Origin of the sequence: Micromonospora sp. NPDC047762 (genome assembly GCF_043204655.1) — a bacterium.
In the GTDB taxonomy this organism is placed as follows: Bacteria; Actinomycetota; Actinomycetes; order Mycobacteriales; family Micromonosporaceae; genus Micromonospora.
Map to the genome: position 1 here is coordinate 1 of NZ_JBIDCQ010000011.1, position 15,524 is coordinate 15,524.

Consider the following 15,524-nt stretch of genomic DNA (forward strand, 5'->3'; position numbering starts at 1 on the left):
ATCAGCGTCGAACACCTCGCCGACTGGATCGCCACCCGCGGCTACGCCACCAGCTGACCCAACCCGAACCACATGACCGAAGGGCCGGACCCCACGAGGGTCCGGCCCTTCGTCGTCTTTCCACCATCTGCGGCACGTATTGACAATTGTCGACTTCGGCGTGAGGCTGGGTGCAGTGAGAGCGCTCTCTCGCACCCGGCCCAACCGGCCACCACCCAGTCTGGCCAGGCACAACTCCGATGCCTTCGGCGGCGGCGCCGGAGCTGTCCCTGACCCGTCCCCCGACAGGAGTCACGATGGACAGGGCCGCACCCCTCTCCGGCATCCCCCGCCGACTGCGCCTCGCCACGGCGATCGGCGCCCTGCTGGTGCTACTCGGCACGTACCTGGTGTCCACCACCAACCGGGCCGACGCCGCCCCCGGCCAAGCCGGCGCTGACTTCGGCGCCAACGCCATCCGGGTCGCCGAGTTCCCCGCCGACTGCACCTACAGCCACCGGCTGCCGGACGACCCGATCGTCTTCCCCGGGCTGCCCGGGGCGTCGCACATGCACAGCTTCTTCGGCAGCACTGTGACGAACGCCAGGACCACCCTCCCCGACCTGGTCAACTCGCCCACCACCTGCAACCCGCGGGTGGACGTCTCGTCGTACTGGGTGCCGACCCTGTACCAGGACAACGTCGCGGTGGAACCGGCGATCGCCACGTTCTACTACCTGGGCGAGGGCGTACGCGCCGACGTCGTCGCGAACACCCAGCCGTTCCCGCAGGGGTTGCGGCTCGTCGCCGGCAACGCGAAGGCCACCGGGCCGAACGACAGCATCGCCCGGTGGTCCTGCCTGCACGCCGGGCACGTGCCGCCGTCGAAGGACTTCGTCAACTGCCCGTCGGGCACGATGCTGGAGTCGTACCTGGACTTCCCGCAGTGCTGGAACGGCCGTGACCTCGACTCGCCGGACCACAAGAGCCACCTGGCGTACCCGGTGAACCAGGCCTGCCCGAGCACCCACCCGGTGCACGTGCCGAAGTTGCGCCAGGTGCTGCGGTACCCGGTCACCGGCGATCCGTCGCGGTTCCGGCTGGCCTCCGGGCCGGGCTACACCATGCACGGCGACTTCTTCAACGCCTGGCCGGTCGCGGAGTTGGCCCGCCGGGTCCAGGACTGCATCCGTCCCGTCATCAAGTGCGGTCACGACGGCCGACCGATCTGAGCGACAGCTCCACACCACGGCGGCGGGTCCGGTCACCCGGGCCCGCCGCCGTGGTTCGGAAGGGAGATCGGATGCGCCAGCCCGCAGCGTCCACGGTGCTCATCGCCGTGCTGGTCGTCGCCGGCTGCGGCCCCGGGCCACGGGACGCGGTCAGCACCGCCACACCACCCGTGGCCGCACCACCGGCGACGACCACGCCGACCCCCACGGGTACGGCGTTCAACCCGACCGACGTCGCCTGGCTGCAACTGACAGTGGCGATGACCGAACGCCTGCTGCCCGTCCTCGATCTGGTGCCGGGGCGGACCACCGACCCGGCCTGGCGGCAGACGGCCACCCAGGTGGCCACCACCCGACGCGCCGATCTGGAGTCCGCCCGCCGGCTACTGGCCGACGCCGCCGCGCCGACCACGAATCCGCACGAGGGCCACGACATGCCGGGCATGGCCACCGCGCAGGAGATGGCCGCGCTGCGGGCGGCCAGCGGGCAGCCGTTTCACCGCCTGCTCGCCGGGCACCTGCGGGCGCATCTCGCACAGTCGGTCCGGATCGCCACCGCGGAGCAGCAGAGCGGCGTCCAGCCGGCGACCGTCGCGCTGGCGGCGGCCGTGGTTCGGTCCGGCACCGCTGACCTCGAACGGCTCGATCACCTCGACCCCGCGTAGCCGCGCGCTCGGTGGGCGGTCCGGCGGGGTCGACGCTGGCAGGCGGATGGCCACACCGACGACTTGGAGGAGCAGGCGGCGCGGCTCAGGCGGCGTAGCGGGCGGCGAGGTCGACGACGCGCCGCGCGGCGGCCACCATCGCCCGGTCGGCGAAGCGGCCGTCGGGCAGCACCACGGTCCCCGAATCCCGCTGGTGCGCGTCCGCCACGGCGGCCAGCAGCTCCGCGGCGCGGGCCACCTCCCGATCGGCCGGGCGAAACGCGTCGACGATCACCGGGAGCTGGCGTGGGTGGATCGCCGCACGGCCGAGGAAGCCGAGCCGTCGGCCCGCCGCGCAGGTGGCGGCCAGACCGGCGAGGTCGACGACGTCGGCGTACACCGACATGGCCGGCGGGGCCAGACCGGCCGCGCGGGCCGCGACCACCACGCGGCCGCGCGCCCAGAGCAGCCCGTCGTCGTCGCTCACCCCCAGATCCGAGCGCAGGTCGGCCTCACCGAGCCCGATCGAGGCCACCGCGGGGTGAGCGGCGGCGATCGGGTACGCGGCCTCCAGCCCGGCCGCCGACTCGATCAGCGGGTGCAGGGGCACGTCGACCCGCTCGGCGAGGGCCGCCAGCGTCGCGGCCGACTCGACCTTCGGCAGCCGCAGCCCGGCCAACCCGGGCCGGCCGGCCACCGCCGCCAGGTCGGCATCAAGGTCCGGGCCGGTCAGCTCGTTGACCCGGACCTGCACGGGCACCGGGTGCGCCTCGGTGAGGAACTCGGCGACGGCGTCCCGGGCGTACGCCTTGCGTCCGGCGACGACGGCGTCCTCCAGGTCGAGGATGACCGCGTCGGCACCGGAGGCGACCGCCTTGGCGAACCGGTCCGGGCGGTCGCCGGGTACGTAGAGCCAGCTCAACAGCATCAGAGCACCCCCCGCTCGCGCAGCGCGGCCAACTCCTCGGCGCTCAGGCCGAGCGCGCCGAAGACCGTGTCGGTGTCCTGGCCGTGCCGCCGACCGGCGTGCCGGATCTCGCCGGGCGTCTCGGTGAGGCGGAACGGCACGTTCTGCATCCGTACCTCGCCCAGTTCCTCGTCCGGCACGGTGCGCACGGTGCCCAGCGCGGCGTACTGCGGGTCGGCGAGGATGTCGCGCACGTCGTAGACGGGAGCGACCGCGGCCTGGGCCTCCTCGAACGCGGCCACCACCTCGTCGCGGTCCCGTTGCGACACCCAGGCGCTCACCGCCGCGTCCAACTCGTCGGCGTGGGCGGCCCGCCCGCTGCCGGTGGCGAACCACGGCTCGTCGATCAGCTCGCCGCGGCCGACCAGTCGCAGCACCCGCTCGGCGATGCTCTGCGCGCTGGTGGAGACCGCCACCCAGCGCCCGTCGGCGCAGCGGTAGGTGTTGCGCGGGGCGTTGTTGTTCGACCGGTTGCCCAGCCGGGGCTGGATGTAGCCGAGCTGGTCGTACCAGGTGACCTGCGGCCCGAGCATCGCCATGATCGGCTCGATGATGGCGAGGTCGACCACCTGCCCGGCGCCGGTGACGTCGCGGGCCCGCAGGGCGAGCATCACCGCGTACGCGGCGGCGAGCGCGCTCACCGAGTCGGCCAGCCCGAACGGGGGCAGCGTGGGCGGCCCGTCCGGTTCCCCGGTGGCCGCGGCGAAACCGCTCATCGCCTCGGCGAGGGTGCCGAAGCCGGGCCGGCGGGCGTACGGGCCGACCTGCCCGAACCCACTGATCCGGGTGATCACCAGCCGGGGGTTGACGGCGTGCAGCTCGGCCGGCCCGAGCCCCCACCGCTCCAGTGTTCCGGGGCGGAAGTTCTCCACCAGCACGTCGGCGTCGGCGAGCAGCCGACGCAGCAACGCGGCGCCGTCCGGGTCGGAGAGGTTGAGGGTGACGGTGCGCTTGTTGCGGCCGAGCACCTTCCACCAGAGCCCGACACCGTCGCGGGCCGGGCCGTGCCCCCGCGACGGGTCCGGCTTGGCCGGATGCTCCACCTTGATCACGTCGGCGCCGAAGTCACCGAGGAACGCCGCCGCGAGCGGCCCGGCGAAGAGGGTGGCCAGGTCGACGACCTTGACACCGTCCAGTGGCGCGGTCATCGGGTCACCTCCGGCAGGTCGGCCGCACAACGGAAGCCGACCTGTTCGGAGCGGGCGAGGCCGGCACCGGTGAGCAGCAGCTTCACCGACACGTCCGCCGGTTGCGGGCCGCCGTCGAGGTACCAGTCGGAGCCCTGCGCCCGGTACTGGGCGCCGCCCTTGAGGATGGCGAAGCGGGTACGACCGTCGGAGTGCTCACTCTCGGTCAGGTTCCACACCAGCGGTTCCCGCCGTACGAGCAGCCCCGCCTCGGCGGCGACCTGCCACTCGTCCTCGGTGGGCAGTCGCAGCCCGGCCCACGCGGCGTACGCCCGCGCGTCGGCCAGCTCGACCCCGGTCACCGGGGCGTCGGCCGGACCGGAGCCGGCGGTGAACCGCTCCGGGCGCACCGGAACGTAGCCGGCGGCGCGCAGGAACTCGGCGTACTCGCCATGGGTGACCTCGTGCACGGCGATGGCGAACCGGCCGAGCCGCACACTGCGCCGCAGCGTGCCGGGGTGGTGCAGCCGGGGCGGCAGGGGCTTCCACTCGTCGACGTAGGGCGCTTCGCCGTACAGCCCGGTCTCCCGTACCCGGTGCCGGACGACCAGGTCGTGCCGGCCGCCCTCGACGGCGACCAGGCCCGGCGGCACCTGCGGTCGGGGCGCCCATGGCGTACGGACTCGCACCGCGGCGCGGGCCGGGAAGGACGGGTCGCCGGTCGACGGGTCGTGCCGGTGCGCGGAGGCGGGTCCGCGCGCCACGGCCGCGATCGCGCCGGCGGGGAGCGGGCCGCCCACCGCCAGTCGACCGTCGGCGGTCTCGGTGACGGTCAACGCGGCACCGGTGACCAGGTCGACGAAGTGTCGGCCAGCGCTCGGGTCGGTGACCAGCCACGGGCCGTCGTGGTCCGCGCCCCGGTTCACCACCGTCCACAGCGGCTCGTCGTCGTGCGTCCAGCGGGACGCGTACACCTGGCCGTCGCCGGGGTGGTCGGCGAGCGGCACCCAGTCCTCGGCGCGCAACCACGCCGCGTGGCTGGTCTGCACCCGGCGCATCGCCCGCAGCACCGCGCGGTCGCGCTCGTTCCAGCCGACCCAGACGCCGAAGACGCTTTCCCAGACCAGCACGCCGACGCCGTTGAGCCAGGCGGAGTGCAGCTCGTCGAGGTGGTCGCGGTGCCAGCGCCGGGTGTGGTGCAGCACGTGCCGTCGCTCGAACCACTTCGCCCGCAGCACGCCGGGCACCTCGGAGTCGGCGAACCACTGCGCCCAGGACATGGCGTGGTCGGCGATGCGGGCCAGCGGCACCCGGCTCTCGCCCTCCAGGACCATGCCGGGGCGCACCGCGTCCAGCGCGGCGCGCAGCTCCCCGGCGCCCTCCTTGAGGGTGTCCAGGAAGACCCCGTCGACGCCGAGCTTGCCGGCCAGCGTCGCGACCTCCTCGGCGTCACTGCCCACCTCGCGCCGGGTTCCGGTGTCCCACGGGTTGTAGTCGACAAAGACCCGCACCCCACGCTGCTGGAACGCGCGCACCACATCGGGTAGCTCCGGCACGTCCCGGTACCAGTCGAACTGGTTGCGGTCGTCGAGGCCGATGACCGGGTACGCGTGCCAGAGCACCACCCCGTCGAAGCCGCCGAAGTCCCGCCCGGCCGCGTCGAGGAACTCGTCGACGGTGAAGACGCCGCGTTCGTGGTCGTAGAGCGTCTCGTCCCAGAGCCAGGCCAGGCAGACGCTGAAGCAGTCACCGGCGATCTCGTCGTAGTGCTCGCCGACGTAGCCGATCCGGTCCCGGGCGTCGACCCGCCACCGGGCGATCTGTTCCCGCCAGGCCGGCCAGTCGGCCGGGTCGGCGGGGGCGGCGAAGATCTTCGCCTCGTCCAGGGTGCTCAGGTCGGCGTGCCCGCCCAACGGCACCTCGGTCGGCCGGTCGATCGGGCGCGGGACGTACGGGTTGAAGCTCACGGTGCACCTCGGTAGGTCGCGTCGTAGAGGGCGTCGATGGCCGGCCGGTCGGGCAGGGCGGTGGACGCTCCGGGCCGCTGGGCACAGGCCGCGCCGGCGGCGCAGGCCCAGCGCAGGCTGGCGGTGACGGTGTCCTCGCTGCTGGCGCCGCCGCGTTCGGCCCAGCTCACGGCGAGCGCGCCGGTGAACGCGTCACCGGCGGCGGTGGTGTCCACCGCGTCGATCTGCGGCGCCGGGACCGCGAGACGCAGGCCGTGTCGATCGGCGTACGCGGCCCCGCGCGCGCCGAGGGTGAGAACCACCCGGGGCACCAGCTTCAGCAGGGCGTCGAGCAGCATCGGCGGGTCGTCGGAGGCGACCTCGGCAACGACCGCCGCCTCGTGCTCGTTGACCACCAGCACGTCGACCAGGTCGAGCAGGGCGGTGGGCAGCGCGGCGGCGGGCGCGGCGTTCAGCACCACTGTGGTGCCGTCGGCCCGGGCCCAGCTCGCCGCCTGGAGCACGGCGCTCAGCGGCACCTCCAGTTGCAGCAGCAGCACGTCGGCCGCCGCGATCCTCGCCCGGTCGTCCGCGTCCAGCTCGGTCAGCGTTCCGTTGGCGCCGGGCGCGACCAGGATGAAGTTCTCCGCGTCCCGGTCGACGGCGATCAACGCGACACCGGAGGGGCCGGCGGCGGTCCGCAGACCACTGACGTCCACGCCGGCGTCGACGAGACTGGCCCGCATCCGGGTACCGAACTCGTCGTCGCCCACCGCGCCCACGAAGTCGCAGGCCGCACCGGCCCGGGCGGCGGCGACGGCCTGGTTGGCGCCCTTGCCGCCGGGTACGGTCCGGAAGTTCTCGCCGAGCACCGTCTCACCGGGGCGGGGCAGCCGCGACGCCGTGACCACCAGGTCCAGGTTGCTGCTGCCCACCACCGCCACCCGCGCGCTCATGCCACGCTCCCTTCCGTCGCCGGCTGTGCCAGGGCGAGGGTCCGCTCGGCCAGTTCGTCGAAGCCGATCCCGTCGAAGCCGGCGATGCTGCTGGCCAGCCGGTTGCCCAGCGGGGCGACCCAGCGCTGCGGCAACCCGGACGCGCCGGTGAGCGCTCCGGTCACCGCGCCGACCGTCGCGCCGGTCGAGTCGGTGTCCCAGCCACCACTGACCACGGCGGTGATCGACCGTTCCAGGTCCCCCCGCCCGTACGCCAGGGCGGCGGCCACCAGCGCCGCGTTGTTGCGGACGTGCACCCAGTGCAGGTGGCCGTGTCGTGCGTACAGCTCGTCGACGACGCGTTCCCAGTCGTCGGTGCCCGCGCCGAGGGCGCGCGCCTCCCGGACCGTGGCGGCGAACCTGCTGGTCGGCGGCAGCACCGCCTCGGCCGCGTCCAGCACCTCGTCCACGGTGTCGGCCACCGGCGCGGCTGCCGACAGGGCCGCAGCCCAGAGCGCGCCGTGCACCCCTCCCCGGACGTGGCTGACCGTCGCGTCGCGTACCGCCAGTTCGGCGGCGCGGTCCGGCCGGCCGGGGTTGACCCAGCCGTACACGTCGGTGCGGATCTGCGCGCCGATCCACTCACGGAACGGGTTGTGCCGGCGGGCGCTCTGCGGCGGCGGGTACCCGAGCAGTAGGTTGCGGTAGGCCACCCGCTCGGCGGTGAAGACCCGCCCACCGGGCAGCCAGTCCAGCCACGCCTGCGCCACGTCGGCGCTGGTGAAGCCCCGACCGTGCGTCTCCAGCACCCGCAGCGCCAGCAACGCGTAGTTCAGGTCGTCGTCCTCGGGCATCCCGTCGATGTTCTCGGCGAGGCTGGTCGGCGCGCTGCGCCGGTTCCACGGCCAGCGGGCGGCCACGTCGGCCGGGAGCCCCTTCGCGGTGAACCAGTCGCGCAGTGGCCACCGATCGGTAGCGGTGAGGATCTCCCGGATGCCCTCGCGGGGAATCTTCTCCACCGGCTTGCCGAGCAGGCAGCCGACCGCCCGGCCGAGCCACCCGCCGTGCAACCGGTCGTACGCCGCCTCGGTCGGCAGCGACCAGGTGGTCGGCCACCCGGTCCGCAGCGAGGTCAGGTCGTCGGCCTCGTCAGTGGTGTCGACCGCGGGCACCGCGTCGGCGGCGTCCAGCAGCTCCGTGGCGAGGACCCGCAGCTCCGGCGACGCCGGGTTCACCGACGCCCCGCTGACCGGTGGGGTCAGGTCCCCGCCGGCCGCCGTCCACCGTTGAGCGATCGCGGCGACGTCACGCCCCTCGTCCCGGCTGGCAGCAAGCTCGTGCGGCAGCAGGTCCTCCGGCTGAACCCAGGTGATCCTCACCGGGTCTCGCCCCCAACCCCCCGGGTGGCACCGGCGGCCAGCCCGGCGAACCGCTCCGCCCGGCGGGCGAAGCGGGCCTGGTCGCGCTCGAAGACCTCGCCGGCCACCGTCGCGAGAACCCGGGCCGGTTCCACCAGGTCGGTCCTTGAGGCGGTGGCGACCACGTCGGACCATTCCGCCGGCACCGCGTCGGCGCCCCCGAGCGCCCCGGCGATGGCGGCGGCCATGGTGGCGGTGGAGTCGGCGTCCCGGCCGTAGTTGACCGAGCCGAGCACCGCGGCCCGGAAGTCGCCGCCCGCCACCACGAGCATGCCGAGAGCCACCGGCAGCTCCTCGATGGCGTGCAGGCGACTGGGCCGCCGCGCGCCGAGGCCGGGGCTGCGGTACTCCTCCCCCACCGTGTCGTAGGGGGCGACCGCGGCCCGCAGCGCCGGGATGGCCTGCTTCCAGTCGTGGTGACCGCGGGCCTCCTTGACCACCGCGTCGATGGCCGCGCGGGTGCCGTCGCGGGCCAGGTCCAGCGCCGCCGCGACGACGTCCTCGACGCCCGCGCCGGGGGTCGCGGCCGCCGCGACCGAGGCCGCGAACACGGCGGCGGCCTCCCGCCCGTAGCTGTGCTGGTGCGCGCCGGCGATCTCCACCGCCTCGGCGTACGCCCCGGCCGGGTCGCCCGCGTTGACGATGCCGACAGGTGCCATGTACATGGCCGCGCCACAGTTGACGATGTTGCCGACCCCGGCCTCGCGGGGGTCCGCGTGGGCGTGGTGCAGTCGGGTGACCAGCCACCGTTCGGCGGCGGCGAGCCGGTGGAAGGTCACCCCGTCGCGCTCCAGGTCGGGGATGTACACCACCCGCTCGATCAGGTCGGGAACCAGCAGGTCCACCACGTCGAAGGCATCGAGGTGGTCCCGTTTGGCCGCGTAGGCGCGGACCAGGGCGTGGGTCATCAACGTGTCATCGGTGAGGTGCCCGTCGCCCTTGTGGTAGGGCGCGAGGGGTCGCGCGGTGGCCCAGTCGGCGTGGTACGGGGGCACGATGCCCTCGACCCAGCCGCCGAAGCGGGCACGGATCTGCTCGGGCAACGCCGTCTCGGTGGCGCCACCCAGGGCGTCTCCGACAGCGGCGCCGACCAGGCAACCAACCGATGTGTCGAGCAAGAGTGACATGTCGTTACCTCAGAACCTGCTTGCCACCGTCGACCAGCTGCGTGCCGAGCTGATCGAGGGTGATCTTGTTGGCGAAGTACTGCTGGAGGGCCGGGGTGGCGTACTTGGTCTTCCACTCCGGGTAGCCGTCGGCCTGCTGGAACGGGGCGACGGTCAGGTCCGCGGCGCTGTCCGCGGCGACGTCCCAGCCCTGCTTGCCGTCGGTGAGCTTGACCAGTTGCTCGTTGGCCTGCTTGCCGGTCGGCACCAGCCAGTCGCCCTTGGCCAGGGCGGCCATGTTCGTCGGGTTCAGGAAGTACTCCAGGAACTGCGCGGCCTGCTTCTTGTGCTTGCTGTCCTCGGAGATCGACAGCGTCTGCGGGTTGGCGGCCTGCTTGGTGGAGAGTCCCTTGATCGGGGGCAGGGTGACCCACTCGAAGCCGGCCGGCGCCTGCTCGACCATCTGCTGGCGCAGCGACACCGAGCCGGGCAGCATCGCGTACTTCCCGCCGAAGAAGCCGGGCAGGGTGTCCGCGCCGCTCATGCCGAGCGCCTCCGGGGAGGCGGACTTGGCGGTGTAGAGCATGTCGTGGATCCGCTTCGGGATTTCCTTCTCCGCGTCGCCGACCTTGACCTCGGTGCGTCCACCGTCGCCGTAGAAGAACTTGCCGTCGTAGTTGAGCGCCAGGTTGAGCACCCGGTTGGTCGGCGACTTCAACGCCCACGCCGCGCCGTACTGGCCGGGCTTGGTGAGCTTCTGCGCGTTGCTCTGGAACTCGTCCCAGGTCCAGCCGCCGTCGGCCGGCGGCACCGCGACACCTGCGGCGTCGAGCAGCTTCTTGTTGGCGATGACGACCTGCGACTCCAGCAGGAACGGCACGCCGGTGACCTTGCCGTCGACGGTGGCGGTGTCCCAGATGCCCTTGTCGATCTGCCCCTTCAGGTCGTCGGAGACCAGGTCGGAGAGGTCGGCCAGGTAGCCCTGCTTGCTGAACTCCCCGATCGAGGACGCCTCGTAGTGCACGATGTCCGGCGCGTCGCCGCCCTCGAAGGAGGTGAGCAACTGGTCGTGCACCGAGTTCCAGTCACCCTGGACGTACTCGACCTGGATGTCCGGGTGCTCGGCGTTCCACTTGGCGACCAGGTCCTTGTTGACCTGAAGCGACTCCTTCTGCCAGGCGAGGCTGAGGAAACGCAGCTTGGCCGGGCCGGACGCGGCCTCGTCGTCGCCGCCGGAGCCGCACGCGGTGAGCGCGCCGAGGCCGACGACCGCGACCGCGGCGCCCGCCGCGAGTCGGCGGAATCGGGTACGAAGCATGGGGGGTACCTCCTTGGTGGTGGTTGGGGGGACGGTTCAGCCCTTGACCGCGCCCGCGAGCGACCCGGACGAGAGCCGGCGCTGCATGAACGCGAAGAAGATCAGGCTGGGCAGCGTGGCCAGCAGCGAACCCGCGGCCAGGGGACCCAGCCGGGCGGTGCCCTCGATGCCGACGAACCGGGCCAGCGCCACCGGCAGGGTGGCCAGCTCCGGGGTCTTGATCAGCACCAGTGCGAAGAAGAACTCGTTCCAGGCCGAGATGAAGGAGAACAACGCGGTCGCGACCAGGCCCGGAGCGAGCAGCGGGAAGACCACCCGCCGCAGGACCTGCACCCGGGTGGCGCCGTCGACCGACGCTGCCTCCTCCAGCTCCCTCGGGATGTTGCGGACGAAGCCCTGCAACATCCACAGCGCGAACGGCAGCGCCCAGACCACGTAGATCAGCACCAGCCCGGCGTGCGTATTGGCCAGACCGACCTGCCGCAGCACCAGGAAGATCGGGATGATCAGCAGTACGAAAGGGAAGAGCTGGGACAGCAGCACCCAGCCCAGCGCGGCGGTGCCGAGCTTGGAGCGGAACCGGGCCAACGCGTACGACGCCGGCATGGCGACCAGCACGGTCAGGACCGCCGAGGCGAGGGAGACCTGGAGGCTGTTGAGCGCCGCCCGGCCCAGCTCCTGTTCGGTGAACGCCTGCACGAAATTCTGCAGCGTCGGGTTGTCCGGGATCAACGTCGGGTGCAGGCGTACCAGTTCGCGCGGCGGTTTGAACGCCGTGGAGAGCAGCCAGACCAGAGGGAACCCGAGGAAGATCAGGTAGCCGGCGAGCGCCAGATACTGCAGCGTCCGGCTCGTGCGGCTCGGCTTTCCGAACATGTCAGTTCGCCTCCCTGAGCCGGCGACGGAGATAGACCGCGAGCAGCGCGATGATGATCACGACCATGACGTTGCCGAGTGCCGCCGCGTAGCCGTAGTTGCCGTAGCGGAACGCCTCCTCGTACGCGAAGAGCATCGGCAGCATCGTCTTGCCGCCCGGTCCACCGGCGGTGAGCACGTAGACCAGGCCGAACGAGTTGAAGTTCCAGATGAAGTCCAGCGAGGTGATCGCCACGATCACCGGCGCCAGCGCGGGCAGCGTGACGTGCCGGAACCGGTGCCAGGTGCTGGCCCCGTCCACCGCCGCCGCCTCGTGCAGCTCGCGACCCACACCCTGCAGGCCGGCGAGCAGGACGACAGTGGTCTGCGGCATGCCCGCCCAGACCCCGACGATGATCACCGCGGGCAGTGCGGTGCTGAAGTCGCCCAGCCAGTTCGTCCGCAGTCCGTCGGCGCCGACGCGGTGGAAGAACTCGTTGATCAGGCCGGCGTCGGGGTGGTAGACGAGCTTCCACAGGATGCCGACGACGACGGGCGGCATCGCCCAGGGCACGACGGCCAGCACCCGCGCCACGCCTCGGAACCGCAGTTGCTGGTTGAGCAGCAGCGCCAGCCCGAGGGCTAGCAGGAACTGCAACACAGTCACCCCGACCGCCCAGAGAAGGCCGATCTTGAACGAGTTCCAGAACAGCTCGTCGCCGAGGAGGTCCCGGTAGTTGGCCAGGCCGGTGAAGCTGACCTCGACGTTGCGACCGGCGCGGGCGTCGGTGAAGCCGAGGTAGATGCCCCGCAGCAGGGGAAACACCGACAGCACCAGGATCGGCAGCAGCGACGGCAGCAGGAGGAGGTAGATGGTGGTGCGGTCGGAGCGGAACCGGTTGCGCCGGCGGGCCGGCTCGGCCCGTTCGACGTCCGGCCGCTCGGTCAGGGTGGTCATGCGGTCACCCCTTCGCTGGACGGGTGGGTGGTGGGTGGGCCGGCGGGTCGAGGGACCGGCAGGGTCGCGGCGCTCGACGCGCGAACGACGAGACTCGGCGGCACCTGCTCGCGTCGCGGCGGCACCGTGGCGTCGGCAATGCGGTGCAGGAGCAGTTCGGCGGCTCGGCGACCACGCTCGGCCGAGCCGAGCGAGACGCTGGAGAGCTGGGGAAACATCATCCGGGCCAGTTCGGTGTCGTCCATGCCGACCAGGGCGACGTCCTGCGGCACCCGACGGCCGGCGACCAGCAGGGCGTGCAGCGCGCCGACCGCGATGAGGTCGTTGGCGCAGACCAGGGCGTCCGGGTCGGCGCGGGCGAGCAGTCGCTCGGTGGCGGCGCGGCCGGCCGCGTACTGGAAGTCGCCGACCTCGATCAGGTCGGCGTCGAGCGGGATGCCGTGTCGGGTCAGGGCGGCCCGGAATCCGGCGTCACGGGCGGCGCCCGGAACGGTGTCGAGCGGACCGTTGACGAAACCGATCCGCCGTCGGCCGGTGGCGACGAGGTGGTCCACGGCCAGCGCCACACCGTGGCGCGAGTCGGTACGCACGTTGTCGATCGGAGCGTCCGCGCCGAGCTGGCCGACGACCACCACCGGCACCGGACTGTCCACCAGCGCGGTGAGGTGGTCGTCGGTGACCCGGATCGGCGAGACGATCATGCCGTCCACGTAGCGGTTGGCCAGCCGTCGCAGCAGAGCGGTCTCGTTGTCGATCCGCCCGCCGGTGGCGTGCACCAGCAGTTGCCGCCCGGAGGACGCGACCACGGCCTCGATGGCCCGCATCATCTCCACGTAGACCGGGTTGCCGATGTCCTCCACCGCGAGCGCGATCAGACCGGTGCGCTGGGACTGCAACGACCGGGCGATCGCGTTGGGCACGTAGCCCACCTCGGCCGCCGCCTCACGAACCTTGCGGATCGTCTCGGGGCTGCCGCCGACGCCGTTGAGCACCCGCGAGGCGGACGCGATGGAGACGCCGGCGCGGGCGGCGACGGTGTGCACCGTGGGCCGGCCGTCCGCCGGTTCCTGTAAACGTTTACGACCCACGTTCGGCACCTCCACCCGATAGCTGTAAACGTTTCCGGGGAGTCTGCTCCGCAAGTGGCGGAGAGGTCAAGGGCCCGTTACGAAAACGTTTCCAACCCCGCACCGCGCACTACCGCACCCCGCCCCGCCGCGTTGATCATGAAGTTGTTGCCCTGCGCAGCGGCGTGTCGTGGCAATAACTTCATGATCAACTGTCGGGGTGGGGGTGGGTTCAGGTGGGGAGGCGGAGCTCTCGGCCGGGCCAGCGGGAGCGGAGTCTGCGGTCGTGGCTGGCCACGACGATGGCACCCGGGCCGGTGCCCAGCGCGTCCTCCAACTCGTCGCAGAGCGTCGGCGAGAGGTGGTTGGTGGGCTCGTCGAGCAGGAGCAGCTCCGGCGGATCGGCGACGAGCACCGCGAGGGCGAGCCGACGGCGTTGTCCGACCGACAGGTCGGCCACCGGGTGGTCGAGGTCCGCCGGGGCGAGCAACCCGAGGGACGACAGCGGTACGGCAGCGGCCCGTTCCATCCCGACGGCCGCCTCGAAGACCTGCCGGGCCGTCCGCCGCGCATCCGCGAAGACGCTGTCCTGAGTGAGCAGGCCGACCCGCAGCTCCGGTCGTCGCCAGAGCGTTCCGGCACCGGTCAGCCGGCCGGCGAGCACGGCGAGCAGGGTCGACTTGCCAGCCCCGTTGGGGCCGGTCACCAACAGCCGGTCGCGGGACCTGAGCTCCAAATGCGCCACCCGCAGTCGGCCGGGAACCTCCAGCTGGTCCGCCGTGACGATGACGCTGTCACTGTCACCGACGGCGAGCGCCGTCGCGTGAAAGCGCAACGGCTCCGACGGCACCGGAACGGGGTCGCGCTCGATCGTCTCCAGTCGACGGACGGCGTCGCGGACGCGCCGGGAGATCTGGTTCTGAACACGGCCGGCGGTGTGCCCGTACCCCATCTTCTCGCTGTCGCGCGGGCCCCGGCCGTGGGCGACCTGGTGCCCGGTCACGGCGGCGGCCTCGCGCAGGTCGGCGAGGAGCGCCTGCTCGTCGTCGTAGCGCCGCCGCCACCGTTGCGCCTCGGCGCGCTTCGCCGTCAGGTACGCCGTGTAGCCGCCGCCGAAGCGGACCGGCCCGTCGACCGCCGGGTCCAGGTCGATGAGATCGGTGCAGACGGCGTCCAGGAAGGCCCGGTCGTGACTGGCCACCACGACCACCCCCGGCATGGCACGGAGCTGGTCCTCGCAGAACGCCGCCGCCGCGTCGTCGAGATGGTTGGTGGGCTCGTCGAGCAGCAGCGCGCTCGGCCGGCGGATCAACGTCGCCGCGAGGGCGAGCCGGCCACGTTGCCCACCGGAGAGCGCACCCACCATGCGGTCGTGGGGCAGCCCGCCGAGACCGAGGCCGTCGAGGACCGTGCGGGCACGCCGGTCGGCGTCCCAGGCGTCGCGGTCCTGTGCCCGTTCCAGCACCTCGCCGTACGCGGCCAGCAGCCGGTCGTGCTGCTCGGTGCCCTCCGGCGCGTCGGCGAGCGCGACGCCGATCCGGTCCAGCTCGGCGAGGTTGGCGCGAGCCTCGCGCAGCGCGTCGTCGAGGACGGCGGCGATGGTGGCGGATGCCCGCAACGGCAGTTCCTGGTGCAGGAAGCCGACGTCCGGTGGACGGGTGACGGTGCCGGAGTCGGGTACGTCGACGCCGGCCAGGACCCGCAACAGGGTCGTCTTGCCGGTGCCGTTCTCACCGATCAGGCCGATCCGGTGGCCGGGCGCGGCAGTCAGGGAGACGCCGTCGAGCACCCGGCGGTCGCCGCGGACCCGCACGAGGTCATGGGCGGTGAGAGCAGGTCGAACAGACATGGGGAACCTCGGATAACGACGATCCGGGGCGCACACCGGCACCCCGGCGGAAGCAGGACATGACGACGGAGGCCGCGGCGACGGAGGCGCGATCACGCGCCCGTCGGCGGCCGGTCCGGGTGC

At 72.7% G+C, this 15,524-nt stretch carries 13 protein-coding genes; 2 read left to right on the forward strand and 11 right to left on the reverse strand.

Annotated features, from left to right (window positions below):
• Positions 1-296 precede the first annotated feature (296 nt).
• Together ACGF3C_RS28390 and ACGF3C_RS28395 are read left to right on the forward strand one after the other, a co-directional pair.
• Complete coding sequence (locus tag ACGF3C_RS28390; RefSeq protein ID WP_355010236.1) at positions 297-1,211, forward strand: DUF1996 domain-containing protein; 915 nt, start codon at positions 297-299, stop codon at positions 1,209-1,211.
• Between the two features lie 71 nt (positions 1,212-1,282).
• Positions 1,283-1,876 carry a DUF305 domain-containing protein gene (locus tag ACGF3C_RS28395; protein WP_393226708.1) on the forward strand — a complete coding sequence of 198 codons (594 nt, stop codon included), beginning with the start codon at positions 1,283-1,285 and terminating at the stop codon, positions 1,874-1,876.
• An 85-nt stretch (positions 1,877-1,961) separates the two neighbouring features.
• On the opposite strand, the gene ACGF3C_RS28400 is transcribed toward ACGF3C_RS28395, so the two are convergent.
• The 11 genes from ACGF3C_RS28400 to ACGF3C_RS28450 form a co-directional block, all read right to left on the reverse strand.
• Complete coding sequence (locus tag ACGF3C_RS28400; RefSeq protein ID WP_393226710.1) at positions 1,962-2,783, reverse strand: HpcH/HpaI aldolase/citrate lyase family protein; 822 nt, start codon at positions 2,781-2,783, stop codon at positions 1,962-1,964.
• Complete coding sequence (locus tag ACGF3C_RS28405; RefSeq protein WP_393226712.1) at positions 2,783-3,970, reverse strand: CaiB/BaiF CoA transferase family protein; 1,188 nt, start codon at positions 3,968-3,970, stop codon at positions 2,783-2,785. Before ACGF3C_RS28405 ends, ACGF3C_RS28400 begins: the two co-directional genes overlap by 1 nt.
• A complete protein-coding gene (locus tag ACGF3C_RS28410; protein WP_393226713.1) occupies positions 3,967-5,916 on the reverse strand; it encodes an SUMF1/EgtB/PvdO family nonheme iron enzyme in 1,950 nt (649 codons plus the stop codon). Before ACGF3C_RS28410 ends, ACGF3C_RS28405 begins: the two co-directional genes overlap by 4 nt.
• On the reverse strand, positions 5,913-6,851 hold the full coding sequence (locus ACGF3C_RS28415) for a PfkB family carbohydrate kinase (protein WP_357231816.1): 939 nt from the start codon (positions 6,849-6,851) through the stop codon (positions 5,913-5,915). Before ACGF3C_RS28415 ends, ACGF3C_RS28410 begins: the two co-directional genes overlap by 4 nt.
• Positions 6,848-8,209: an ADP-ribosylglycohydrolase family protein gene (locus tag ACGF3C_RS28420; RefSeq protein ID WP_357231813.1), complete on the reverse strand. Its 1,362-nt coding sequence runs from the start codon at positions 8,207-8,209 to the stop codon at positions 6,848-6,850. The genes ACGF3C_RS28415 and ACGF3C_RS28420 overlap by 4 nt, the downstream gene beginning before the upstream one ends.
• Positions 8,206-9,375 (reverse strand): ADP-ribosylglycohydrolase family protein, encoded by a 1,170-nt coding sequence (locus ACGF3C_RS28425; RefSeq protein WP_393226716.1) that lies wholly within the window; start codon positions 9,373-9,375, stop codon positions 8,206-8,208. Before ACGF3C_RS28425 ends, ACGF3C_RS28420 begins: the two co-directional genes overlap by 4 nt.
• Before the next feature lie 4 nt (positions 9,376-9,379).
• Positions 9,380-10,672 (reverse strand): sugar ABC transporter substrate-binding protein, encoded by a 1,293-nt coding sequence (locus ACGF3C_RS28430; protein ID WP_357233654.1) that lies wholly within the window; start codon positions 10,670-10,672, stop codon positions 9,380-9,382.
• Between the two features lie 36 nt (positions 10,673-10,708).
• A complete protein-coding gene (locus ACGF3C_RS28435) occupies positions 10,709-11,548 on the reverse strand; it encodes a carbohydrate ABC transporter permease (protein ID WP_238667634.1) in 840 nt (279 codons plus the stop codon).
• A 1-nt stretch (position 11,549) separates the two neighbouring features.
• Positions 11,550-12,485, reverse strand: coding sequence for a sugar ABC transporter permease (locus ACGF3C_RS28440; protein ID WP_355010245.1), 936 nt, complete (start codon positions 12,483-12,485; stop codon positions 11,550-11,552).
• Positions 12,482-13,573 carry a LacI family DNA-binding transcriptional regulator gene (locus ACGF3C_RS28445; protein ID WP_393226718.1) on the reverse strand — a complete coding sequence of 364 codons (1,092 nt, stop codon included), beginning with the start codon at positions 13,571-13,573 and terminating at the stop codon, positions 12,482-12,484. Before ACGF3C_RS28445 ends, ACGF3C_RS28440 begins: the two co-directional genes overlap by 4 nt.
• Before the next feature lie 211 nt (positions 13,574-13,784).
• Positions 13,785-15,401, reverse strand: coding sequence for an ABC-F family ATP-binding cassette domain-containing protein (locus tag ACGF3C_RS28450; RefSeq protein ID WP_393226720.1), 1,617 nt, complete (start codon positions 15,399-15,401; stop codon positions 13,785-13,787).
• Positions 15,402-15,524: the final 123 nt, after the last annotated feature.